The sequence below is a fragment of the Brevundimonas sp. genome (genome assembly GCF_036399195.1).
Taxonomy (GTDB): Bacteria; Pseudomonadota; Alphaproteobacteria; order Caulobacterales; family Caulobacteraceae; genus Brevundimonas.
On sequence record NZ_DASWNO010000073.1, the window covers coordinates 1 to 21,770 of the forward strand.

Annotated in this window: 22 protein-coding genes; 6 read left to right on the top strand and 16 right to left on the bottom strand. The window is 70.1% G+C overall.

Annotation, left to right across the window (positions count from 1 at the left end; all coding sequences use genetic code 11):
* Both VGB60_RS03530 and VGB60_RS03535 read right to left on the bottom strand, forming a co-directional pair.
* The coding region (locus tag VGB60_RS03530) for a serine hydrolase domain-containing protein (protein WP_331036899.1) at positions 1-1,074 on the bottom strand (1,074 nt) is incomplete at its 3' end.
* A 49-nt stretch (positions 1,075-1,123) separates the two neighbouring features.
* The gene (locus tag VGB60_RS03535) at positions 1,124-1,834 is read right to left on the bottom strand and encodes a hypothetical protein (protein ID WP_331036900.1); all 711 of its coding nucleotides are present in this window, start codon (positions 1,832-1,834) and stop codon (positions 1,124-1,126) included.
* Between the two features lie 140 nt (positions 1,835-1,974).
* Here VGB60_RS03535 and VGB60_RS03540 point away from each other — a divergent pair, with 140 nt between their 5' ends.
* Positions 1,975-2,676, top strand: coding sequence for an SIMPL domain-containing protein (locus VGB60_RS03540; RefSeq protein ID WP_331036901.1), 702 nt, complete (start codon positions 1,975-1,977; stop codon positions 2,674-2,676).
* A 7-nt stretch (positions 2,677-2,683) separates the two neighbouring features.
* Here VGB60_RS03540 and VGB60_RS03545 read toward each other — a convergent pair whose 3' ends face one another.
* A complete protein-coding gene (locus VGB60_RS03545; protein ID WP_331036902.1) occupies positions 2,684-3,910 on the bottom strand; it encodes a TIGR03862 family flavoprotein in 1,227 nt (408 codons plus the stop codon).
* Between the two features lie 138 nt (positions 3,911-4,048).
* Here VGB60_RS03545 and greA point away from each other — a divergent pair, with 138 nt between their 5' ends.
* Both greA and VGB60_RS03555 read left to right on the top strand, forming a co-directional pair.
* Positions 4,049-4,525 carry a transcription elongation factor GreA gene (greA, locus tag VGB60_RS03550; RefSeq protein ID WP_331036903.1) on the top strand — a complete coding sequence of 159 codons (477 nt, stop codon included), beginning with the start codon at positions 4,049-4,051 and terminating at the stop codon, positions 4,523-4,525.
* Positions 4,526-4,649: 124 nt separating this feature from the next.
* Positions 4,650-4,802 carry a hypothetical protein gene (locus VGB60_RS03555; RefSeq protein ID WP_331036904.1) on the top strand — a complete coding sequence of 51 codons (153 nt, stop codon included), beginning with the start codon at positions 4,650-4,652 and terminating at the stop codon, positions 4,800-4,802.
* Between the two features lie 50 nt (positions 4,803-4,852).
* Here the strand turns inward: VGB60_RS03555 and VGB60_RS03560 are convergent, their stop codons facing one another.
* From VGB60_RS03560 to groES, 7 genes are all read right to left on the bottom strand, one after another.
* On the bottom strand, positions 4,853-6,613 hold the full coding sequence (locus VGB60_RS03560; protein WP_331036905.1) for an ATP-binding protein: 1,761 nt from the start codon (positions 6,611-6,613) through the stop codon (positions 4,853-4,855).
* Positions 6,613-7,149: a YfiR family protein gene (locus tag VGB60_RS03565; protein WP_331036906.1), complete on the bottom strand. Its 537-nt coding sequence runs from the start codon at positions 7,147-7,149 to the stop codon at positions 6,613-6,615. The genes VGB60_RS03560 and VGB60_RS03565 overlap by 1 nt, the downstream gene beginning before the upstream one ends.
* Before the next feature lies 1 nt (position 7,150).
* Entirely contained in the window at positions 7,151-9,079 is a 1,929-nt protein-coding gene (locus VGB60_RS03570; RefSeq protein ID WP_331036907.1) for a TonB-dependent receptor plug domain-containing protein, read from the bottom strand.
* Positions 9,080-9,219: 140 nt separating this feature from the next.
* Complete coding sequence (locus tag VGB60_RS03575) at positions 9,220-9,510, bottom strand: hypothetical protein (protein ID WP_331036908.1); 291 nt, start codon at positions 9,508-9,510, stop codon at positions 9,220-9,222.
* Positions 9,511-9,587: 77 nt separating this feature from the next.
* Entirely contained in the window at positions 9,588-12,425 is a 2,838-nt protein-coding gene (locus VGB60_RS03580; protein ID WP_331036909.1) for a pitrilysin family protein, read from the bottom strand.
* A gap of 282 nt (positions 12,426-12,707) precedes the next feature.
* Positions 12,708-14,363, bottom strand: coding sequence for a chaperonin GroEL (groL, locus tag VGB60_RS03585; RefSeq protein WP_331036910.1), 1,656 nt, complete (start codon positions 14,361-14,363; stop codon positions 12,708-12,710).
* Between the two features lie 115 nt (positions 14,364-14,478).
* Positions 14,479-14,763 carry a co-chaperone GroES gene (groES, locus tag VGB60_RS03590; protein ID WP_331036911.1) on the bottom strand — a complete coding sequence of 95 codons (285 nt, stop codon included), beginning with the start codon at positions 14,761-14,763 and terminating at the stop codon, positions 14,479-14,481.
* Between the two features lie 248 nt (positions 14,764-15,011).
* Here groES and VGB60_RS03595 point away from each other — a divergent pair, with 248 nt between their 5' ends.
* Together VGB60_RS03595 and VGB60_RS03600 are read left to right on the top strand one after the other, a co-directional pair.
* Positions 15,012-15,449, top strand: coding sequence for a hypothetical protein (locus tag VGB60_RS03595; protein WP_331036912.1), 438 nt, complete (start codon positions 15,012-15,014; stop codon positions 15,447-15,449).
* Between the two features lie 253 nt (positions 15,450-15,702).
* A complete protein-coding gene (locus tag VGB60_RS03600) occupies positions 15,703-16,041 on the top strand; it encodes a hypothetical protein (protein ID WP_331036913.1) in 339 nt (112 codons plus the stop codon).
* A gap of 43 nt (positions 16,042-16,084) precedes the next feature.
* Here VGB60_RS03600 and VGB60_RS03605 read toward each other — a convergent pair whose 3' ends face one another.
* From VGB60_RS03605 to pgi, 4 genes are all read right to left on the bottom strand, one after another.
* Positions 16,085-16,636 carry a hypothetical protein gene (locus tag VGB60_RS03605; RefSeq protein WP_331036914.1) on the bottom strand — a complete coding sequence of 184 codons (552 nt, stop codon included), beginning with the start codon at positions 16,634-16,636 and terminating at the stop codon, positions 16,085-16,087.
* On the bottom strand, positions 16,633-16,863 hold the full coding sequence (locus VGB60_RS03610; protein ID WP_331036915.1) for a hypothetical protein: 231 nt from the start codon (positions 16,861-16,863) through the stop codon (positions 16,633-16,635). Before VGB60_RS03610 ends, VGB60_RS03605 begins: the two co-directional genes overlap by 4 nt.
* A 237-nt stretch (positions 16,864-17,100) precedes the next feature.
* Entirely contained in the window at positions 17,101-17,430 is a 330-nt protein-coding gene (locus VGB60_RS03615; RefSeq protein ID WP_331036916.1) for a hypothetical protein, read from the bottom strand.
* Between the two features lie 158 nt (positions 17,431-17,588).
* Positions 17,589-19,214 (bottom strand): glucose-6-phosphate isomerase, encoded by a 1,626-nt coding sequence (gene pgi / locus VGB60_RS03620; protein WP_331036917.1) that lies wholly within the window; start codon positions 19,212-19,214, stop codon positions 17,589-17,591.
* Positions 19,215-19,316: 102 nt separating this feature from the next.
* Here pgi and VGB60_RS03625 point away from each other — a divergent pair, with 102 nt between their 5' ends.
* A complete protein-coding gene (locus tag VGB60_RS03625) occupies positions 19,317-19,793 on the top strand; it encodes a hypothetical protein (protein ID WP_331036918.1) in 477 nt (158 codons plus the stop codon).
* Between the two features lie 144 nt (positions 19,794-19,937).
* On the opposite strand, the gene VGB60_RS03630 is transcribed toward VGB60_RS03625, so the two are convergent.
* Together VGB60_RS03630 and VGB60_RS03635 are read right to left on the bottom strand one after the other, a co-directional pair.
* Positions 19,938-20,618: a redoxin family protein gene (locus VGB60_RS03630; protein ID WP_331036919.1), complete on the bottom strand. Its 681-nt coding sequence runs from the start codon at positions 20,616-20,618 to the stop codon at positions 19,938-19,940.
* Positions 20,619-20,629: 11 nt separating this feature from the next.
* On the bottom strand, positions 20,630-21,770 hold a 1,141-nt coding region (locus tag VGB60_RS03635), incomplete at its 5' end, for a protein-disulfide reductase DsbD family protein (RefSeq protein ID WP_331036920.1).

The following is a 21,770-nucleotide window of genomic DNA, read 5'->3' on the forward strand; positions in this document are numbered from 1 at the left end:
GTGCGGCGACTGGCGGTTCATCGCATAGGCCGCCGACAGTTTGCGCGCCGGATCGGCCAAGGCGCAGGAGCCGCCCCAGCCGGCGTGGCCGAGGGTCTCGGGGTTAGGGCCGAACACGCGCAGCCGTTCGTTGCGCATCACCCCCGCCGCCCAGCTGATGTCGAACGGCACCACCCTGTCGACGCCGGCGATCCGTTCGCGCCGCATCGCCTCCAGCGTCTCCGGCGACAGCACCGTCCGGCCCTCGAACCGGCCGTCCGTCAGCACGCCCATGAAGCGCGCCAGATCGTCGGCCCGCGCGTGCAGGTTGGCCGAGGGAATCTCCATCGTCCGCCATTCCGTCGAGCCGCGTCCGCCCGGGGCGGAGCCCTTGTCGAGGAAGGCCGCGCGCTTGATCGCGTCGATGATCCCGAGGTCAGGCGCCGACGCCGGCTTGCGCAGCTGCGCCACCCGGCCGTGCTCCGCCTCCGGCAGGCCGATCCACAGGTCCAGCCCCGGGAAGTCCTGCCGCAGCGCCGTCCCCATGGTCCGCCCGTCCACGAGCCGGAACAGCTCGCCCGCCAGATAGCCGATGGTGATGGGATGATAGCCGCTGGCCGTGCCCGGCGGCCACATCGGCGCCTGGGCGCACAGCCGCGCCAGCACCGCCTCGCGGTCGAACCAGATCGCCGGCTCGGCCACTTCGGAGAAGCCTGGCAGCCCGGCCTGATGGCTCATCATCTGGCCGACGGTGACCCGCTCCTTGCGCGCCTGTCCGAACGCCGGCCAATAGCTCGCGACTGGCCGTTCGTAATCGAGCAGGCCGCGCTCGACGCAGGTGGCGATCAGCGTCGCCATCACCGCCTTGCCGGTCGAGAACACCGGGATCAGCGTGTCCGCCGCCATCGGCCGGGTCCGCGCCGTGTCGGCATGCCCGGCCCATAGGTCGACCACGACCTCCCCCTCGATGCAGACGCTGAACCGCGCCCCCAGTTCGTTCAGCCCCTCGGGCGCGTCGCTGAAGTTGGCGGCGAAGGCGTCCTTCACCGCGCCGAAGCGGTCGGGGCAGACGCCGTGGATGTCTAGCTCGGTCATGGTCCTGTCCTAGCCGGAGGCGCAGGTCGCGTCACTTCCCGGCCTCACCTCAGCGTCCATCCAGCTCGACCGCCTCGCCGGCGGCCAGGCCCGCGCCCATCCCCATGCCGATGCCGCCGCCCGCGCCGCCGCCCATGCCGCCGCCGCCTCCTCCGCCGCCTCGTCCCCGGTCCGCGCCGCGCGCGCCGCCGCCCGAGCCGCTCGGCCGGGTCGGGCCCTGCACGGGTATCTGCAGCCCGGCCGGAATCGGGGCGAGGTCGAGCGCGTCGCGGACGAAGTCGCGCAATGAAATCACCAGCTCATGGGTGTGTACCGGCCGCCCCTCGACCAGGTCGAGCGCCGCCCGCTGAGCCAGCCGCACCTGTTCGTCCGTTCCCAACAGGATGATGTCCGACAGGGCCGCCTCGACCGCGTCGCGGATGCGCCGCGCCCGGTCCGACCCCTCCGTCTCGCCGGACACCGCCGCGCCGGAGAGCTCCTCCTTGGCCGCTCCCGCTTCACCGAGCGGAGCGGCGCGCCGCACCTGCCGCAGATGCCGCGGATCGACGGACAGGTCGCCGGTGAACGACCCGCCCAGAACCTTGTAGGCGGCCATCAGCGTCTTCAGACGCTCGTTGATCTGGCGGTTGGCGCGCTCGCGACGCTGCTGGAAGGTCATCATCATGACCAGCCGTATGCCGACCCCGATCAGGGCGAACAGCGCCAGGGCGAGCAGGCTGGTCAGCACGCTCTGCCACGAGCTCAGGTCCATCATCCGCATGTCGGTTTCCTCGGCCGCCCGACGGGCCGCGGGTTCAACGCGCGGGGCTCGCACCTGTGCCGTGTCACTTCAGCCGTGCCGGCGCGCCACGCGCCCGCCACTTTCGCGGCCGCACATCGGGCATCCCTGGGAGAGTGGTCATGAAACGGATCGGACTGGTGCTGGCGCTGTTCGCCGCCGGATGCGCGCAGGAGCCCGATCCGCGCGGAGTGAAGGCCAAGGAGGTGCTGCTCCAGGTCGCCGCCACAGGCCGCGCCGAGGCCCGGCCCGACGAGGCGCGCATCATGGTCGGCGTCTCCACCAACGCCCCGACGTCCGCCGCCGCCAGCACCGGCAACAACGCGGCCATGACCCGCGTCACCGCCGCCCTCGCCGCGCTGGGCGTCCCCGCGGACGACATCCAGAGCCGCAACGTCACCCTCGGCCGCGTCGAATACGGGCCGGGCCGGGGCGGCTTCCGGGCCGAGAACATGGTCGAGGTCCGAATCCGCGACGTCTCGAAGGCCGGAGCCGCCATCGCGGCGGCGACCGAGGCCGGCGGCAATGTCGTGTCAGGCCCGGACCTGCGCTCGTCCGATCCCGAGCGCGCCCGCAACATCGCCTGCGCCGCCGCCTACAAGGCTGCGCGGGCCCGGGCCGAGGCCTACGCCGAGGCCGCCGACCTGAAGGTCAAGCGCGTGCTCGCCATCCGCGACGGCTCCGGCCAGCCGCCCATGCCGTACTACGGCCGCGGCGCCGCGAACGGGATGACGGTGCAGGCGACCGCCCCGGCGCCGCCCGTCCACGCCGGCAGCGACGCCTACGAGGTGCAGGTCCACGCCGACTTCGCCCTCGGGCGCTGACCGGGCCTCAGCGCGTCTTCAGCCACTCAAGCACGCCGTCCGCCGCGGCGACGCCCGACGCCATCGACGCCTGCAGCAGATAGCCCCCGGTCGGCGCCTCCCAGTCCAGCATCTCGCCGGCCACGAAGACGCCGGGCAGGGCCGTCAGCATCAGCCGGTCGTCGACCTGGTCCAGCCGCACCCCGCCGGCCGACGAGATCGCCCGCGCCAGCCCCTGCATCCCCGTCAGCGTCAGCCGCACCGCCTTGATCCGCCGCGCCAACTTGTCCGCTCCGGTGGGCAGTTCGCCGGGGATCTCGCGCAGCAGCCCCACCGCCGGCGCCGACAGCCCGCCCGCCTTCCGCAGCCAGTTGGAGACGCTGTCCTTGCCGCGCGGCCTGGCCAGCCGACCCGCCAGCGCCTCGATCGTCAGGTCGGGCCGCAGGTCCACCGTCAGGGTCGTCGTCCCGTCCCGCGCCACCGCCTCGCGCATCGGCGCCGACAACGCATAGACCGCCCCGCCCTCGACGCCGTAGCGCGTCGGCATCAGCTCGCCGCGTACGGACTGGTCGCCGTGCGTCAGCGCGACCGGCTTGATCGCCTGCCCCGCGAACCGCTCGACGAACACATCCGACCACGCCACGTCGAAGCCCGCGTTGGAGGGCTGGAACGGTTTGATCGCCACCCCGGCGCCGGCCAGCCACCCCGCCCACGCTCCGTCCGATCCCAGTCGGGGCCAGCTGGCCCCGCCAGTCGCCAGCACGACGGCGTCCGGCCGCTCCTCCCGCGCCCCCTCCGGCGTCTCGAACAGCCAGACCACGCCCCCGTCATCCCGGCGCGGGCCTGAACAGCGCGATCGCGTCCGCACCTCGACGCCCAGCGCCGCCAGCCGCGCCAGCCACGCCCGCAGCAGCGGCGACGCCTTCATCGCCCCTGGGAACACCCGCCCCGAAGAGCCGACGAAGGTCTCCTGCCCCAACCCCTCGGCCCAGCCGGTCATGTGTGTCGGCGAAAACCGCGCCAGCCATGCCTCGACCGTCCCCCGCGCGGCCCCGTAGCGCCCGGCGAACGCCTCCGGCCCCTCCGAATGGGTCAGGTTCAGCCCGCCCCGCCCGGCCATCAGGAATTTCCGCGCCACCGACGGCATGGCCTCGTGCACCACCACCGCCGCGCCCGCCACGGCCAGCCGCTCGGCCGCCATCAGCCCCGATGGCCCGGCGCCGATAATGTGGATAGTGTGTGAGAGTTCGCTCATGCCCGCTGACTACCCGCTTCCCGCCGCCACCGCGACCCGGCTCCCTCTTGTCGTCATCCCGGCGAAGGCTGGGATGACGACAGGTGGTGGCGAAACCCCTTCCCGGGAACGGCTCCAACCCGCATACGCTTCCTCCCCATGAGCGTCGCCTTCACCCGCGAGGAAGATCTGGAGGCCACGGCGGCCGATCTTCCCGACCGTCCCATCTCGCCCCACCCCAACCTTGTCACGCCCGCCGGGCTGGCGCGGATCGAGGCTTCTTTGGCCGAGGCACGCGCCGCCTACGCGGCCGCCCAGGCGAAGGGCGACATCGAGGCCGACCGCACGGCCATGGCCCGCGCCACCCGCGACCTGCGCTACTGGTCCGCCCGCCGCGCCACCGCCCAGCTGGTCGAGACCGTGCCCGACGGCCGCGTCCGCTTCGGCGGCTCGGTCACCATCGAGCGGGAGGACGGGCGTGCCCAGACCTGGCGAATCGTCGGCGAGGACGAAGCCGATCCGGCCGCCGGGTCCGTCAGCCACGTCTCGCCACTGGCCGTCGCCCTGACCGGCAAGTCGGTCGGCGACGAGGCCGTGGTGGCGGGCCAGACGGTAGAGATCACCGCCGTCGACTGAGCGACAGCGGTTGCCCCGCGGCCCCGCTTGCCCCACCTTGGGGGAACACAGGCGCCCCAGCCGCGCTGACATCCCTGCGCTCAAGCAGCGCGAAGCGCGGTAGCGCCAACAAGAAGAGACGCCGATGGCCCGCAAGCCCAACTACAGTTTTGAACGTCAGGAGCGCGACCGCGCCGACGCCAAGAAGGCCGCCGAAAAAGCCGCCGCCAAGGCTGAGAAACGCGCCGCCGCCGCCGCCCGCAAGGAAGCCGGCCTGCCCCCGCTGGAAGACGAGTAGGGGCTGGACTCCTACCGGGGCGGGTCGTCCGCCGTTCGGCCCGGCCCTCCTTAACCCGCCCTGGAGCGGCTCAGGGCGTCGTTCAGCGCCGTGGCCAGCTGGCTGATGCCGTAGGGCTTGGACAGCAGCGGGAATCGCTCGGCCCCGGCGACCGCGGCGGCCTCGCTGAAGCCGGTCGTAAGGATGATCGGCAGGTCCGGATGGCGGTCGCGAATTGTCTTGGCCAGGGTCAGGCCGTCCATTTCGCCGGGCATGACCATGTCGGAAAACACGAGATCGACCCTGCGGCCGGACTGCAGCAGGGCCAGCGCGTCCTTCGCCTGCGCCGCCCGCACATAGGTGTAGCCGAGGTCCCGCAGCATGTGGCCCACCCCGGCGGCCACGGCGTCGTCGTCCTCGACCAGCAACAGCCGTCCGCCCTGCTTGACCGACTCCGGCGGGAGACCGGCTCCCGCGGGATCGGGTTCCGCGGCGGTCGGGGCCTTGTCGCTGCGCGGGAGACGCAGGACGAAGGTCGTGCCCGCGCCTTCCACCGAACGGACGGACACGTCGCCGCCGGAGGAGCGGGCGAAGCCGTAGACCTGCGACAGCCCCAGCCCGGTGCCGCGCCCCACCTCCTTGGTGGTGAAGAACGGCTCGAACACGCGCGACGAGATCGCGGGCGACATGCCGACCCCGGTGTCGGTCACGTCCAGCAGGACCATGTCGGGCTCGCCGTCCTCGCCGTAGACGTTTCGGCCCGTGACCGTCAGCAGGCCGCCGTTCGGCATGGCGTCCCTGGCGTTCACGGCGAGGTTCAGCAGCGCCAGCTCCAACTCGCCCGCGTCGGCTTCCACGCGCCAGAGGTCCGGGGGAAGGTCCAGCCTCACCTCCACGTCCTCGCGCAGGGATCGCTCTAGGAGGAAGCGCAATCCGTCGATCTGGGAGCCGAGATCAAGCACGTCGGCCCGCAAGGGCGAACGGCGCGAGAAGGCGAGCATCTGGCGCGTGAGGGCCGCCCCGCGATCCACCGCCTGCCGAACGCCCTCGCTCAGCGCCTTGCGCTTCTTCGGGTCGTCCGTGCGGTCCAGAAGCTCTATGCCGCTGGAGGCGATCATCAGCAGATTGTTGAAGTCATGGGCGACGCCTCCGGTCAGGCGGCCGATCGCCTCCATCTTCTGGCTCTGCCTCAGGGCCTCCTCGGCTTTCTCGCGCTCGGCCATCTGCTGGTTCAGCAGCAGATTCGTCTCGGCCAGCACCTCGGCGCGTCGCGACAGCTCCCGGTTGGCCCGGCGCAGGGCGCCCTGGGCTACGGCCAGCACGACCACCACCAGGGCGGCCAGACCGAGCACCAGCATCAGTCCCGCGTAGCGGCTGAGCCGCTGCGACCGCGGCATGTCCAGCAGCCGCAGCCTGGCCGTGCCCAGCCTCTGGCCTGCCTCCGTCACCGGCCGAACCACATACAGGCGGCCGTCCTCGAAGACGGTCGTCTTGTCGCGCGGCGTGGCCACCGGCGGGATGGTCTCGCCGGGCCGGGCGAAGCTGGCCACGACTTGGTCGTTCTCGTCGTAGACGGCCGCCGCGACCACGTTCGGATTGATCTGGACGGCGTCGACGTAGTCCTGGGCCGCCGAGCGGTCGTCGAAGGCGAGCGCGCCGCTGACGGCCGAGGCCAGCAGGTCCGCCTGGGCGCCGGCCTCACGCGCCAGTTGCTGCTTCAGCGCCCGCTCGCTCACCACCGTGATGGCGACGCCGGCGAACAACAGCACCAATAGGGACGCCAGGGCAAGGAGCGGGAACCGGCTGTTCCGCAGGCGATCGATAACGGCCATCAGCCGCCCCTCACGCTGAGGGCGAGGTTCAGCAGGCGGGAGCTGACGCCGAGCCCGCCGCGGGCGGCCTGCTGCTGGTCGATGTGAAAACGGACCCGGCCCTCGGCGACGACGAAATGGACCGCCCCCCGTTCCGGCCCGACGCCCTGGTCGGTGACCACCATCGCCGGCCGACCCACAGCCCCGCCGAGCGCGGCGCCGCCGTCGCGGCCGACATAGACGATGTTACAGCCGGCGACCGCGGCCGGGTCGCCGAGCCGGCGGATCGCCACGCGCCGTCCGTGGGCGGTCTGGCTCCGGGCCGCGGCTTCGAGGCTGCGGCCGAACGGGTCGCGGCCCGCCACGCAGATGACCACCGGCGCCTGCGGGCTGGCGAAGGCGCTCGGCGGCCAGGTCACGAAGGCGGTGAAGCGGACGAGGTAGTTGGCCTTGACCGAATACTCGAGGTCGCCTTGCGCGCGCGCGGGCGTCGCCTGAAGCGCCATGCTCCAGAGCAGGGCCAGGACGACCGGGATGGCGCGTCCGGCCGGCCTCATCTCAAAAGCTCGCTCGCAGGGACGCCTGGACGCTGCGTCCGAAGGCCCGGCGCCGGACAGGATCGGCCGTCTCGAGCCGAAGATCGCCGATCAGGTTCTGGCCCGTGATCGCCAGCTCCAGCCGGTCCGTGATCCGCCACCCCAGGCGCGCGTCGGCCTCTATGAAGCCCTCGACGTCCGACCGGTCGAGCGCGTCCACCGCGCGCACCCGGACGTCCAGCTCGAGCGAATCGGTCAGGTCCGCCTCCGAGCGCAGTTGGACCTGGTATCGGGGGTCGTGGCCGATCGAGGCCAGGCCGGAGATGTCAGTCGCCCCCGCCTCGACCTGAAAGTCCTTCTCCAGCCAGGCCGCGCCCGCGCTCAGCCGCCAGCGGTCGTTCACGTCCCAGCTGCCCCACGCCTCCACACCGTAGGTCGTGCCTTCGCCGCCGTTGGCGAAGCGCAGCGGCAGAAAGCTCGCCGGGTCCGAGGCCACCGTGCGCAGGTCGTCGTAGGCGTTGTAGAAGGCCGAGATCGACAGGCTGGTGCTCGGACTGGGCGTGGCGCGGTACCCGACCTCGTACGCCGTCAGCGCTTCGGACTGGAAATCTCCGCCTTCGAGGAAGCCGGGAAGCGTCAGGTCCCGCTCGATGCGGTTCGGGGTGCGGGAGGCCCGCGAGACCGCGCCCCACAGCAGGGCGCCGGCCCCCTGTCTCCAGGACAGCCGGACGCTGGGCAGGAATTCGGATCCGGTGAAACTGTTCTCCTCGAACTTCGCACCGACCGTCAGGGTAACCGCGTCGCCTAGGGCGATCTGGTCCTGCACGAACAGGTTGGCCAGCGACAGCCGCCGTTCCGGCGGCACCAGTCCGGAGGAAAAGTCGGAGTAGAGCGCGGCCTTCACCCGGCGGAAGCCGCCGCCCCATACGATCTGGTGCCGCTGTCCCAGGGTGAAGGCGTGCTGGACCATGACGTCGGTCGTATAGGTCCGCTCCTTCAGCCCCGGCTCGGTGACGCCGAAGTGGTCGTAATAGCCCGTGACCTGGAGCTGGCCGCCGGCGAGGTCCCGCGCCCAGAGGGCCCGAACATGGCCGCCGTCCACCCGCGTTCGGGTGCCGGTGAAATCCTCGTTGGTCCGCACCTGGTTGTCGAATATCTCGCCCTGAAGCGTCACACGGTCCGACTCGCCGGACCATTCGACGCGGGCGCCGCCCCGCACTCCGGACGTGGAGTCCGCGGCTTCCTCACCCGTCTCGCGAAAGCTGTCGTCGCGCTCGAACGCCGACAGATAGGCGCGCCAGACCACGCTCTCCCCGACAGCGCCGCCGTAACGCAGCGACAGGGTGTTGTCCTCGGAGCCGACGCCGGCCTGCACCAGCCCCCCTTGGGTTTCGGCGGGCGACCGGGTGATGACGTTGATCACGCCGTTGACCGCATTGGCGCCGAACAGGGTCCCGCCGGGGCCGCCGAGCACCTCGATCCGCTCGATGTCTTCCAGCATGATCGTCCGGCCGTCCCAGAAGACGCCAGACTGCAGCGTCGAATAGACGCTCCGGCCGTCGATCAGGACCAGCAGCTTGTTGGAGGTCTCGAACCCGTTGAACCCCCGGGCGCTGATCGCGTAGTCCCCGGCGTTGACGCGCTGAACGTTCAGATTGGGCGCCAGCCGCAGCACCTCCGGCAGGCTGGTCGCGCCCGAGCGGCGGATGTCGTCGGCGCTGATCACAAAGATGGCCGCCGCGGCGTCGGCCAGGGCCTCGGGCCGCCGCGACACCGAGGTCACCTGGACCATCGCCAGCTCCTCCAGCGACAACCGGGTCAGGTCCTGATCCATCGGTCCCGCGCCCTGAGGCGGCGTCGCCGCCTCGACGGACGTCGGTTCCGCCAGCGCCGGCCCGGCGGCGGCGATCAGCGCCGCGGCGGCTACCCCGCCCACGGCCCGTCTGCGCATCTCGACCCTCAAAGCCCTCATCCCCCCAAGCTTGACCTTTGACCGCAACGCCCCCGCCACGGAACCGGTTGCCATCATAACCCGGGGCGAGCCCGCCGCGTCCAGAGGGGCCCGGCCGACGCCGTGAACGGCCGCCCCGCTCAGGCCTCGCCCTTCATGACCGCCAGCACCTCCCCGAACAGCGCCTGCGCGGCCCGGTCGTCCAGCCCGTCGAAGTCCACCCCGTCCGTCATCCGCTCCAGCCGGCGGATCACGTCGCCGCAGTCAGCCCGCGCCCCCGGCGCCTCGTCCAGCACCCATTCGGCGATCGCCGCGATATTCTGCAGCGCCTCCTGGTCGGTCATCTGGCTGTCGTCCAACACCGCCACGGCCGCGATCTCCCCGATCTCTCGCAGGGCCCGGCGGCAGGTATGGGGGTCTTGGGAGGTCATCCCGGCCGAACGCCCCGCGCGGGCGGGGGTTCAGCCTCGCCCTCGTCCAGCAGGAGCGGCCGCCTGCTCCAGCCCGCCTACTGCGGTGAGCGCACTTCAAGCGGAAGACCCAGGGCCTCCAGCTGCGGGCGAACCACCGAGGCGTCGCCGACGACGACCCAGACGAACTGATCCGGCTTGATGACCTGACGCGCCGCCTCGTCCAGTTCGGAAGCGGTCAGGGCGCGGGTGCGGCTGGCGAGGGTCTCCTGATAGTCGTCAGGACGGTCGTAGAGGTCGTTGGACCGCAGCGCGGCGAGGATCTGCGCCGAGGTCTCAAGACCACCGGCCAGCGAGCGCGTGTTGCCGTTGATCGTGCGCTCAAGCTCCTGCGGCGTGACGCCTTCGGTTTTGAGGAAGCGCTCGTACTGGGCGATCAGGGCGGCCACCGACTCGCCCGTCCGGTTCGCCTGCACCGGGGCGTTGACGATGTAGGGCACGCGGTGCTCCAGCGCGTTCACATTGCCCCGCACGCCGTAAGACCAGCCCTTGGTCTCGCGCAGGTCGGCATTGATGCGAGACAGGAAGTCCGACCCGAGGGTGACGTTTGCGGCGTTGAGCTGCAACAGGTCGTCGGTGCCGGACACGGGCAGGACCGCGCCCCCATAGATCAGCGACTGCGGCGACTGCGGCCGGTCGATGAGAACGATACGGCTGGTGGCCGCTGGAACCGTGTCGCCGAACGCCTTGGTTCCCTTCTCCACCGACGGCGCGCGCCAATCGCCGAAGGCCGCTTCCAGCTGTGGCGTGATCCTGCTCAGAGGTTCGTCGGACACCACGAAAATCGTCGCATTGTCGGGGCGGACCCAAGCCTCATGCTCGCCAACCAGATCGGCGCGGGTCAGGGCGGTGATCGTGGCCGTGTCGCCTGTGCCGGTGAAAGAGCGGCCATAGGGGCTGTCCGGACCGTACAGTAGCGGCGGCAAGGCGCGCGCGGCGATGGCTCCGGGTTGGGTCGCTTCACTGGCCAAGGCCGCCAGCCGCTGAGCGCGCAGACGCTCGACTTCGGACGGCGCGAAAGCCGGATTCCGCACCACGTCGGACAGAAGCGTCAGGGATGGAGCAAGGTTCGCCGATACGACCGACAGGTTGGCCGAGCTGCGGTCCATGGAAGCGCCGACGTTGATCGAGGCGCCCAGCCGCTCCTGCTCTTCAGCGAGCTGGTTCGCGTCGCGCGTCGTCGTGCCGTCGTCCATCAGATCGAGCATCAGACTATGAGCGCCCAAGCGCTCCGGCCGATCGGCCGCGTAGCCCGCGTCGAACTCCACCGCCACGCGCGTCACGGGCACGGTGTCGACCTGAGCGTAGACGACCCGGACCCCGTTCGACAGCGTTGCGCGCTCCACGGCTGGAAAATCCAGGTCGGACACGGCGCCGATCTCCGGCATCGGCGGACGCGCGACCCGCTGGATTTCGGCGGCTGGAACCGGGGTCGCGCCAGACGGGGCGGCCGCGGCTTCCTCATAGGCTTCGCGCTCGCCGGGAGCGATCGTCAGATCGAACACGGGACGCGTCAGCCAGCGCTGCATGGCGGCGGTGATCTGGGGCGGAGTGACCGAAGCGTAAGCGGCGAGCTCCGCCTTGTAGTGATCGGGATCGCCGGCATAAAGCTGGCCCTCCGCCAGCACATTGGCCTTGCCGTTGACCTGTTCGAGGCTCTGGATACGACCTGAGACGTATCGAGTGGCGACGCGGGCGACCTCTTCCTCCGTCGGCCCGCGGGCGATGAAATCGGCGACGATGGCGTCAAGGCGACGGCCGACTTCGGCAGGGTCCTCGCCCGGTTTGACGTCGACCGAGATGTCGAAGATGCCGATGCGATGGAAGTCGGACAACGACGACGATACGGATACGGCGGTCTGCTCGCCTCGCACCAGCTGATTGTCCAGCCGCGATGAGGCGAGACCGCCCAGCACCGAAGCGGCGACCGACAGCGGCACGGCGTCCTCGCTGAGCAGACCAGGCACCGCCCAGCTGCGCGTGAGGCGCGTGGTGGCTACGCGGTCCCGCATGGTTTGGACGATGGGCGCGGCCAGCGTCGGCACGTCGGCCTCCGCCGGCGTGTTCACCGGGCCGCGCGGGATGCCGCCGAAGTAGCGCTCCATCAGAGGCCGGGCGGTCGCCTCGTCGATGTCCCCGGACAACACCACGACCGCATTGTTGGGGCCGTAATTCTCCCGGAACCAGTTTCGCACGGTCTCCAGACTGGCGGCGTCCAGGTCAGCCATCGAACCGATCGTCGAGTGGCGATAAGGATGGCCCGCCGGGAAAAGCGCTTCCAGCTGGGCGTACTCGAACAAGCCATACGGCTCGTTGTCGCCCTGGCGCTTTTCGTTCTGGACCACGCCACGCTGAAGATCGAGCACCTCCTGACCGACGGCGCCCAGCAGGTAGCCCATCCGGTCGCTTTCCAGGTACAGCGCCTGCTCCAACGCGGGCGTGGGGACCGTCTGGAAATAATTGGTGCGGTCAAACCACGTGGTGCCGTTCAGGTTGCTCGGGCCTAGGTTCCGCATCCGGCCCAGGTAGCTTCCCGGCGCATTCTCCGATCCGCCGAACATCAGGTGCTCGAACAGGTGAGCGAAGCCGGTCGACCCTGCCGGCTCGTCCTTCGAACCGACATTGTACCAGACGGACAGCGCGACCACCGGAGCCTTGCGATCTTCGTGCACGATGACCGTCAAGCCGTTGTCGAGCGTGAACCGCCGCCACGGGATGTTCACCTGTGAAACCAGCTCCGCGACCGGCGCGGCGCGCAGCTCCGGCGCCTGCGGGGCGGTCGCCGCGGCCGGGGCGGCCGAGGTCTGCGCCATCGCGGGCGCGGTTGAAGCGATCACGGCGAGAAGGGCGGCGAGCGAGACGGAGTGGAGACGCATGGAGGACGGTCCTTTACCTGAGGCGGATTGACCTTACCCGACGCTTGCAATGGCGCAATCGCCGCGGTCGCCTCTGCAAGGTTCCATGGCCACCATTCGGACAGGCTTCCACGGATGGCGCGGGCGAAGGGCGATCAGACCGTCGGCCGATCCCGCCCCCGCAAACGGCCTTAGCCGGAAGTGATTGGAGCAGGCGGCCTGACTCGAGCCGAACGAAAGAAGGGCGGGCCCGTCTCCGGACCCGCCCTCCTTGTTCGTTCAGCCTGAGCCGAGCTTCCTGGACTAGAAGTCCATGTCGCCCATGCCGCCCATGCCGCCGCCGCCCATGCCGCCGCCGGCGCCGCCGCCCGAGGCCTTCTTCGGCGCGTCGGCCACCGCGGCTTCGGTGGTGATCATGATGCCGGCCACCGAAGCGGCGTCCTGCAGGGCGGTGCGGACCACCTTGGCGGGGTCGATGACGCCCATGGCGACCAGGTCGCCGTACTCTTCCGTCTGGGCGTTGAAGCCGTAGGTGGCGGACGAGTTCTCCAGCACCTTGCCGACCACGATCGAGCCTTCGACGCCGGCGTTCTCGACGATCTGCCGGATCGGGGCCTGGATGGCGCGGCGGATGATGGCGATGCCGGCGGTCTGGTCGGCGTTGTCGCCGGTCAGGCCTTCCAGCGCGCGAGTCGCCTTCAGCAGGGCGATGCCGCCGCCCGGGACGATGCCTTCTTCAACGGCTGCACGCGTGGCGTTCAGCGCGTCGTCGACGCGGTCCTTCTTCTCCTTGACCTCGACCTCGGTCGAGCCGCCGACGCGGATGACCGCGACGCCGCCGGCCAGCTTGGCCAGACGCTCCTGCAGCTTCTCCTTGTCGTAGTCCGAGGTGGTGTCCTCGATCTGCTTCTTGATCTGGGAGATGCGGCCCTCGATGGCGGTCTTCTCGCCGACGCCGTCCACGATGGTGGTGTCGTCCTTGGTGATGGTGACCTTCTTGGCCTTGCCGAGCATGTCGAGGGTGACGTTCTCCAGCTTGATGCCGAGGTCTTCACTGATGACCTGGCCGCCGGTCAGGACGGCGATGTCCTCCAGCATGGCCTTGCGGCGGTCGCCGAAGCCCGGGGCCTTGACGGCGGCGACGCGCAGGCCGCCGCGCAGCTTGTTGACCACCAGGGTGGCCAGGGCCTCGCCCTCGATGTCCTCGGCGATGATCAGCAGCGGACGGCCGCTCTGAACCACGGCTTCCAGGATCGGCAGCATGGCCTGCAGGCTCGACAGCTTCTTCTCGAACAGCAGGATGAGCGGCTCCTCGAGCTGGGCCTCCATCTTGTCGGCGTTGGTGATGAAGTAGGGCGACAGGTAGCCGCGGTCGAACTGCATGCCCTCGACGACGTCCAGCTCGGTCTCGGCGGTCTTGGCTTCCTCGACCGTGATGACGCCTTCGTTGCCGACCTTTTCCATGGCCTTGGCGATCATTTCGCCGACCTCGGTGTCGCCGTTGGCCGAGATGGTGCCGACCTGGGCGATCTCGGAGTTGTTGGAGACCTTCTTGGCCGAGGCCTTGATCTCGGCGAGGACGGCGGTCACGGCCTTGTCGATGCCGCGCTTCAGATCCATCGGGTTCATGCCGGCGGCGACGGACTTGAGGCCTTCCTGCACGATCGACTGGGCCAGCACCGTGGCGGTGGTGGTGCCGTCGCCGGCCTTGTCATTGGTCTTGGAGGCGACTTCGCGGATCAGCTGGGCGCCCATGTTCTCGAAGGCGTCTTCCAGCTCGATTTCCTTGGCCACCGAGACGCCGTCCTTGGTCGAGCGCGGCGCGCCGAAGGACTTCTGGATGATGACGTTGCGGCCCTTGGGCCCCAGAGTCACCTTGACGGCGTTGGCGAGGACGTTGACGCCCCGCAGCATCTTCTCGCGGGCTTCGGTGGAGAACTGAACTTGTTTCGCGGCCATGAGGCAGCTCCTTGAAGAGGTGATTGGTGGTTGGTGGCTTGTGGCTGCTGGGGGTTGGCGGCGGCGTCAGATCGGTCTCGATCGCACCAGCCACCAATCACCAGCCACGCGTCACCTAGAGGACGCCGAGGACGTCCGACTCTTTCATGATGATCAGGTCTTCGCCTTCCAGCTTGACCTCGGTGCCCGACCACTTGCCGAACAGGATGCGGTCGCCGGCCTTGAGCTCCAGCGGATTGATCTTGCCCGAGTCGTCGCGGGCGCCGGGGCCGACGGCGACGACTTCGCCTTCCTGGGGCTTCTCTTTGGCGGTGTCGGGGATGATGATCCCGCCCTTGGTCTTGGATTCTTCTTCCACGCGCTTCACGAGCACGCGGTCGCCGAGCGGACGAAACGCCATCTGATTGTCTCCAACAGTTCGATTTGGGACCCGGAGCCCGGCTTTTGGCAGCCACGGCGACCGAGTGCTAACGCGAGCGGGAAGTAGGCAGGCGGCTCGGCGTCGTCAAGCGCGGCCGGTCGAAATTCGGGCGGCAATCCGGCGCGCGGATGACCGCAGGCTGAACGCCGCGCACCGGGTCCGTACACGCTGCGGGGCCTATCCTTGGGAGAATGCCGGCTCCTGTCGGTGCCAGAAGGAGCGATCCGATGCGTAATCCCGTCACCCTGAAGACCACCGGCGCCGCCGCCGCCGTGGCCCTCGGCCTGGGACTGGCCGGCGTAAGCGCGACCCCCGCCGCCGCCCAGTCGTACGGAGACCCGCTGGTCGACACCATCCTGCGCACCGTCCTCGCCGCCTCGGCCCAGGATAGCCGTTACGCCTACGGTCAGGGGACCTATCGCGGCGAGAACTGCCAGTATTACCGCGACGGCCGCTGCTACCGGAACCTGGGCCACTGGGAGCGCGAGCACGGCATCAACAGCCGCGACGGCTCATATGGCGACCGCTACGGCCGCTATGAGGAAGGCCGCACCTATCAGGGCCGCGGCTACTACCGCGACGGCCGCTTCTGGCGGAATCACGGCGAATGGCGCAGCAGCCAGAACCGCCGCGATCGCGAGTACCGCTACGATCGCCGCTGGTAGGCCAGACTGCGATCGCCCGGCCGCGTGAATTTGGCCGGGCGGGGCGAGAAAGGCGGGCGCCGGAGACGGGGTCCGCCTTTTTCCTGTGCGCAGCCCCACGTGTCCGATCACGGACGATCCCAAGTCCGTGCGCGGCGGAACAACGGCCCGGCTTGGCGATTTTTCAAGGTGATCCGTGTTCGCGCAAGCGACGTGTCGCTCTGGCCCCTGCCGGCGAGCGCGGAAGCCCCGGAAACTCTGTCAGGACACGATGATGTTGATCAGTAGAAACCTACAGGCCGCCCTCGCCGCCGCCGCGCTCGCGGTTGCGGCCGTCGCGCCCGCCCAGGCGCAGAGCGCAAACGCGACGGCCGCCGCCCGCGCCGGAACCCCCGAGGTCGTCGCCCGCGCCGCCAACGGCCGGCCCACCTCCGTCCGCATCGACGGGACCGTCTACAAGGTGTGCATGACCCAGAACGAGGACGGCTGCATCCAGCCGCGCGCCGCCGGTCTCAACTGGGGCAACCACCCGCTCCAGGCCTGGCCTGGCCGCCCGGCCAGCGAGATGAACGGCCGCGCCCGGGTCACGACGACGACGACCCCGTCGAGCTGAGGAACACTGACCCGGCGGTCTGCATGACCGCCGGCGTCGCCTCTTACTGCCGCGACGGGATCGCCTGACCGGCCACCTGACCCACGGTCCCGACGGTGTTGTCGACCACGCCGCCGGGCTGCAGCGTGGTGTTGGCCACGCCCCCGACCGTATTGACGGTGTTGTCGACGCTGGTCAGCAGCCGCTCCAGGATCTCCGGGTTGCGGTCGATGGTGGTCAGCGTGCGGTCGATGATGGCCGCGACGTTGTCGAGTCGAACCTTCAGCAGCACCTGGGCGCTGACGCCCTTGATGCCGATCTTGACGTTGTCGATCGACACGTCCGCCCCGGCGTTCAGATGCAGGAGGTTGGCCAGTCGCGCCTGAACGTTGAGCCGGGCTTCGAGGTTTTCGACCTCGATGGTGATCTCGTCGACCGTCAGGTTGGGGATGTCGAGCAGGACGTCAGGCTCGCCTGACGGGTCCGTGGTTATCGCGGCGGGTCGTTCGGAAAGCGGCTGCACCGGCTGGACGCCCGGGCGAGCGTCCTGGGCATGCGCGCCCGCTGCGGCGAACAGACAGAGGGCCAAGGCGGCGGTGCTGACGGTGCGCTTCATTGGGGCGTGTCTCCGGTTGGGATGTTGGTCTGGGTCGCTCGTTCGCATCGCCGGTCGGTCTCGACCGGGCCGCTCTCGACGATGAACTGCGCCGTGTTCACACAGGCCCCGGCAAGCAAGCTCCACTCGACGTTCCGAAACGTGCGCTGGCCGGGAATGGGTCGCGGCAACCCAGTGGTCAGGTTCTCCTCGATCACATTGCCGCCAGGCTCTGACCACGCCCGCACCGTCACGCTCCCGACCTGTCGCCACCGGACTTGATCGGCTCGGGCGTGGACGGAAATCATGATGTCGGGCTCGCCTGCGCGGTCGGGCGCGGGGGCCGTAGGGACTTGCGTCGGGGGTGGATTTTGGAGCGGCGCGAAGGCCAAAAGCGACAAGAATGCGGCGAGCATTCTGCTAGAAGCCGCAGCCGGCTTTGCGGTTCCGACGCTCTGGGCCGGATTGCGCCGGTCCGCCGACGTTCAGTGTCCCTCAGCCCTCAATCGGGCCAGCGAGCTCCTCGCCGCGGCCCTCCAGTCCGGCCCCACCACCTTGGGCAGATCGGCTCCGGAGGGTCTCAAGGCGCAGAAGCGGCGGAAATCGCTGGTCAGGCTTGGCGGCGCGCTGACCGGCCGCCACGGCGACCGTTGCGTGACCTCGTCTAGCGTCTCGAAAGCCGCATCGTAGACCGTGACGCCCTCGCCCCTGTAGCGCAGGTTCGCACAGTCGAAGGCATATAGGATGCGAGCATACTGACCCGGCCTTCCGGCCGGCGTGGCGACCGGACTCTCCGTGATGGAGGTGACGGTCACCCGCCTGATCCCGTCCCGATCCGTGTCGACCTGTGCCAAGTCCACGATATGCGCCAGCTTCGAATCGCCTCGCAGCAGGCGGAAATCCCCTTCAGTTCTGCTCCCGCAGCCGCCGACCGACAGAGCGATGAAAAGGAGAGCCGGGCGACGACGCATCGCTACACCATCAGCCGCTTCATCAGCTCCGCCGTCGAGGGGTCCAGCCCCTTGGACGGCTCGCCCGCGCCGACATCCTTCAGCACGGCCTTGGCCAGCACCTTGCCCAGTTCGACGCCCCACTGGTCGAAGCTGTTGATGTCCCAGATCACACCTTCGACAAAGGTCTTGTGCTCGTACAGGGCCAGCAGGGCGCCCACCGCCTCGGGGCTCAGCGCGTCCATCAGGATGGTGGTCGAGGGCCGGTCGCCGGGAAACGCCTTGTGCGGAGCCAGCCGGTCGGCCTCGGCCTCCGAAGCGCCCGCCGCGATCAGCTCGGCTCGAGCTTCGGCCGCCGTCTTGCCGACCATCAGAGCCTGCGCCTGCGCCAGGGCGTTGGACCACAGCGGCGCGTCCCCCTCGCGAGCGTCCATGGCGTCGTCAGAGGTGTGGCCGACCACCACGAACTCGGCCGGGATCACGATCGGTCCCTGATGAATCTGCTGGAAGAAGGCGTGCTGGCCGTTGGTGCCCGGCTCGCCGAACACGACCGGCCCGGTGGCGGTGTCGACGGCCGAGCCGTCGCGCTTCACCCCCTTGCCGTTCGACTCCATCTCCAGCTGCTGCAGGAAGGCGGGCAGGCGGCGCAGGCCGTGGGCGTAGGGCGCGACCGTGCGTGCCTGGCGGCCCCGGCCTTCGACGTTGTAGGCCTGCGCCAGCGCCAGCAGCACCGGCGCGTTGCGCTCCATGTCGGCCTCCAGGAAGTGGGCGTCCATCGCGCGCGCGCCGTCCAGCACCCGCTCGAACACGTCCCAACCCAACGCGACCGCCACCGACAGGCTGACCGCCGACCACAGCGAATAGCGGCCGCCGACCCAGTCCCGGAAGCCGAAGGTCCGGCCGCAGCCCCAGGCCTCCGCCTTGTCGGGGGCGGCGGTGACCCCGATCAGGTGACGCGCCATGCGTTTGGGCGACAGGCTTTCGGCCAGCCACGCCTTGGCCAGTTCGGCGTTCGCCAGCGTTTCCTGCGTCGTGAAGGTCTTGGACACGACCACGACCAGCGTCGTCTCGGGGTCCAGCCCGGAAAGGGCCTCGGCCATGTCGCGCGGATCGATGTTGGCGACGAAGCGCACCTGGATCGTCGGCTCCAGCGGCTTCAGCGCCTGCCACAGCAGCCGCGGGCCCAGGTCGGAGCCGCCGATGCCGATGTGGATGATGGTGTTGAACGGCTGTTTCGTGCCGCCGGTCTCAGCGCCCGAGCCGACGTCCGTGGCGAACTCGGCCATGGCCTTGCGCACGGCGTCGACCTCGACCGCCACGGGTTCACCAAGCGCCGCGAAGGCGGAGCCCTCCGCCGCCCGCAGCGCCGGATGCAGCACCGCCCGTCCCTCTGTGTTGTTCACAGCCTCGCCCGCGAACAGGGCGTCGCGGCGGCCTTCGACGTCGCAGGTCCGCGCCAGATCCAGCGCCGCCTCGAATCCCTCGGCGCTCCAGGATTGTTTCGATAGATCGACGTAGAGGCCCGCCGCCTCGACGCCCATCCGCTGCATGCGGCCGGGGTCGATCGCGAACTGGTGGACGATGCGGCTGGCGGCGTCCTTCTGGGCGACAGCGCGGAGCATGGACAGGGCCTGATCGCGGGCAGTCATCGGCGGGCTCGCAGCTGGGGAGGGTAAACCCTCGTTTACGGGTCTGGCGTAAACCGGTTCAACGCCGAATCCACGAATCGGCCAAACATTATGAGGTTCGCCATGTCCTGCGGCGTCGCCCTGGCCGTCTCCCTCCTGCTCTCGGACCCCAATGTCGCCATGGCAGCGGCCCAGCCGCCGGCGATCGCTGAGGCCCCGGTCTCCGTCGCGGGCGAGCCGCTGTTCGCCGACATAGTAGCGCGCTCGGGCGCCCTGCGGGGCGTGGTTCAGGGCTGGATCGACGCCGGCGCCGCCACCCGGGCCGACTTCGCCGCCGACGCCGGCTTCACCAGCTTCAAGACCCAGGCCGCGGAACTCGCCGCCGCCGACATGCAGGGTCATCTCGTGCTCAAGGAGCGCGGGACCGACGGCGATCTGAAATGCATCCTGCGCGGCATCTCCGAGGACATGCCGAAAAAGGTCGCTGCCGTCGAAACCGCCGCCACACCCGCGGAACGCGCCGTCGCCCTGTCAGAACTTGCCTATCTGCTGAACGACAACGTCGAAGTCGTCACCGCCCCGCCGCAGCCGGAAGTCTGAACGGCTCCCCTTGTGGGAAAAGGAGCCCGGCGGGGCGGATGAGGGGTCGCACCGGCGCCTTGCCCCATCCGTATAAACTCCCGACCCGCCGCGAAACCTCATCCGTCGGCCTTCGGCTGCCAGCTTCTCCCACGAGGGAAGAGATCACGTCCCCACCGTCTCCGGATACTTAACCGCGCACCCGTACGGCGCGGCGAACGGCGTTCGGACGGCCCGGCCGGCCTCCAGATCGTCCAGCGCCGCGCGGACGAAGTTGTTGGCGCCCTCCAGGTCCTCGGGCTTGTTGGTCGGGCGGTCGTCGATACCGCCGACGTAGACCAGCTGGCCCTCGGCGTTGATGACCCGCATGTCCGGGGTCGTCTTGGCCCCATAGCGCTTGCCGACCTCTCCCGTCGGATCGAGCAGCAGATGGGTCGCGGCGCCGTTGGTGCGGGTCTTCCACTGGCGGGCGGCGTCGCCGTCGACATGACCCTGCGTGCCCGGCGCCGAGGAGATGATCGTCAGCCAGACCACGCCGTCGGCCACCGCCTCGCGCTGCAGCGCCTGCATGGCCCCGGTGTAGTGCTTCTTCACATAGGGGCAGCCCTCGTTGGTCCACTCCAGCACTACCGTCTTGCCCCGGAAATCGGCCAGCGAGCGCTGCGTCCCTTCGGCGTCGACGAGGGTGAACGCCGGCGCGGCCTGACCGGCGGCGGGCGCGGCGCCCGTCGTCGCAACGGCGGGCGTCGCTGCGGCCGGAGCGGACGGAGCGTCGAGTTCGGCGGTCTGCTGCTGGCAGGCGGCGAGGGTCAGGGCGGCGAAGGCGACGGCGGTCAGGCGGATCATCTTGAACTCCTTCAGCGGGCGGTTTTCAGGGCGTCGAGGACGACCCCCTCGGTGAGAAGCTGGGGCAGGATGCGCGGTTCGGCGGATCCCGGAGAATACATCAGATACAGCGGCACGCCGGACCGTCCGTGGCGGCGCAGTTCGGCGGTTATCGCGTCGTCACGCCGGGTCCAGTCGCCGACCAGATAGACCGCGCCTGTCTCTTTCAGCGCCGCCGCCACCCGGGGCGAGGCCAGCGAGGTGCGCTCGTTGATCTTGCAGGTCACGCACCAGTCGGCGGTGAAGTTGACCAGCACTGGGCGTCCTTGGCCGGTCGCGGCCTGCACGGCGGCCTGCGACCACGGCGCGCTGGCGGGGCCGGATCCTTGAGAGACCGCCGCGGAACCGGCCTCTTGCGCAGGCATGCGGGCCGCGATGAAGAGAGCGGCGGCGGCGGCGATCAGCACCGCCAGCCCCGCCACCAACCAGACGCGGCCCCGGTCGCCGACCATCCGCTGCGCCTGTCCCGTCCCCACCAGCCATGCCCCCAGCGCCAGCAGCACGCCCGCGACGAACAGCAGGCCCAACGCCTCGGCGCCGGTCTGGCGGCTGAACACCCAGGCCAGCCACAGGGCTGTGGCGTACATGGGGAAGGCCAGCAAGCCCTTGAGCCGCTCCATCCACGCCCCGGGACGCGGCAGCTTCGACAGCAGGCGCGGCGACAGGCTGACCACAACGAAGGGCAGAGCCAGCCCAAGCCCCAGCATCAGGAACACCGCCAGCGCCATCGGCCACGGCATCAGCAGGGCCGCGCCGAGGGCGAAGGCCATGAAGGGGGCGGTGCAGGGGGCGGCGACCACCACCGCCAAGGCGCCGGTGAAGAAGGCGCCGACGCCTCCCGGCAGTCTCGCCAAGGGCCCTGAACCCGCGCCCTGCACGCCCGCGCCGATGTGGAACACGCCCGACAGGTTCAACGCCACGGCCAGCATCAGCAGCGCCAGTCCCGCCGTCACAGGCGGCGACTGCAGCTGAAAGCCCCAGCCGACGGCCTGCCCGGCCGCCCGGAGCGCCAGCAGGGCGCCCGCCAGCAGCAGGAAGGTCGTCAGCACCCCGCCGAGGAAGGCCAGCCCGTCGCGGCGGGCGTGGACGGGATCGTGCGCCGACGCCGTCAGC

Coding starts and splice junctions, on each gene's coding strand:
- VGB60_RS03540 (WP_331036901.1), top strand. CDS start 1,975: ATGAAACGGATCGGACTGGTGCTGGCGCTGTTCGCCGCCGGATGCGCG.
- VGB60_RS03600 (WP_331036913.1), top strand. CDS start 15,703: ATGTTGATCAGTAGAAACCTACAGGCCGCCCTCGCCGCCGCCGCGCTC.
- VGB60_RS03625 (WP_331036918.1), top strand. CDS start 19,317: ATGTCCTGCGGCGTCGCCCTGGCCGTCTCCCTCCTGCTCTCGGACCCC.
- VGB60_RS03595 (WP_331036912.1), top strand. CDS start 15,012: ATGCGTAATCCCGTCACCCTGAAGACCACCGGCGCCGCCGCCGCCGTG.
- VGB60_RS03605 (WP_331036914.1), bottom strand. CDS start 16,636: ATGAAGCGCACCGTCAGCACCGCCGCCTTGGCCCTCTGTCTGTTCGCC.
- VGB60_RS03575 (WP_331036908.1), bottom strand. CDS start 9,510: ATGACCTCCCAAGACCCCCATACCTGCCGCCGGGCCCTGCGAGAGATC.
- VGB60_RS03535 (WP_331036900.1), bottom strand. CDS start 1,834: ATGCGGATGATGGACCTGAGCTCGTGGCAGAGCGTGCTGACCAGCCTG.
- groES (WP_331036911.1), bottom strand. CDS start 14,763: ATGGCGTTTCGTCCGCTCGGCGACCGCGTGCTCGTGAAGCGCGTGGAA.
- VGB60_RS03630 (WP_331036919.1), bottom strand. CDS start 20,618: ATGATCCGCCTGACCGCCGTCGCCTTCGCCGCCCTGACCCTCGCCGCC.
- VGB60_RS03565 (WP_331036906.1), bottom strand. CDS start 7,149: ATGAGGCCGGCCGGACGCGCCATCCCGGTCGTCCTGGCCCTGCTCTGG.
- VGB60_RS03580 (WP_331036909.1), bottom strand. CDS start 12,425: ATGCGTCTCCACTCCGTCTCGCTCGCCGCCCTTCTCGCCGTGATCGCT.
- pgi (WP_331036917.1), bottom strand. CDS start 19,214: ATGACTGCCCGCGATCAGGCCCTGTCCATGCTCCGCGCTGTCGCCCAG.
- greA (WP_331036903.1), top strand. CDS start 4,049: ATGAGCGTCGCCTTCACCCGCGAGGAAGATCTGGAGGCCACGGCGGCC.
- VGB60_RS03555 (WP_331036904.1), top strand. CDS start 4,650: ATGGCCCGCAAGCCCAACTACAGTTTTGAACGTCAGGAGCGCGACCGC.
- VGB60_RS03570 (WP_331036907.1), bottom strand. CDS start 9,079: ATGCGCAGACGGGCCGTGGGCGGGGTAGCCGCCGCGGCGCTGATCGCC.
- VGB60_RS03560 (WP_331036905.1), bottom strand. CDS start 6,613: ATGGCCGTTATCGATCGCCTGCGGAACAGCCGGTTCCCGCTCCTTGCC.
- VGB60_RS03545 (WP_331036902.1), bottom strand. CDS start 3,910: ATGAGCGAACTCTCACACACTATCCACATTATCGGCGCCGGGCCATCG.
- groL (WP_331036910.1), bottom strand. CDS start 14,363: ATGGCCGCGAAACAAGTTCAGTTCTCCACCGAAGCCCGCGAGAAGATG.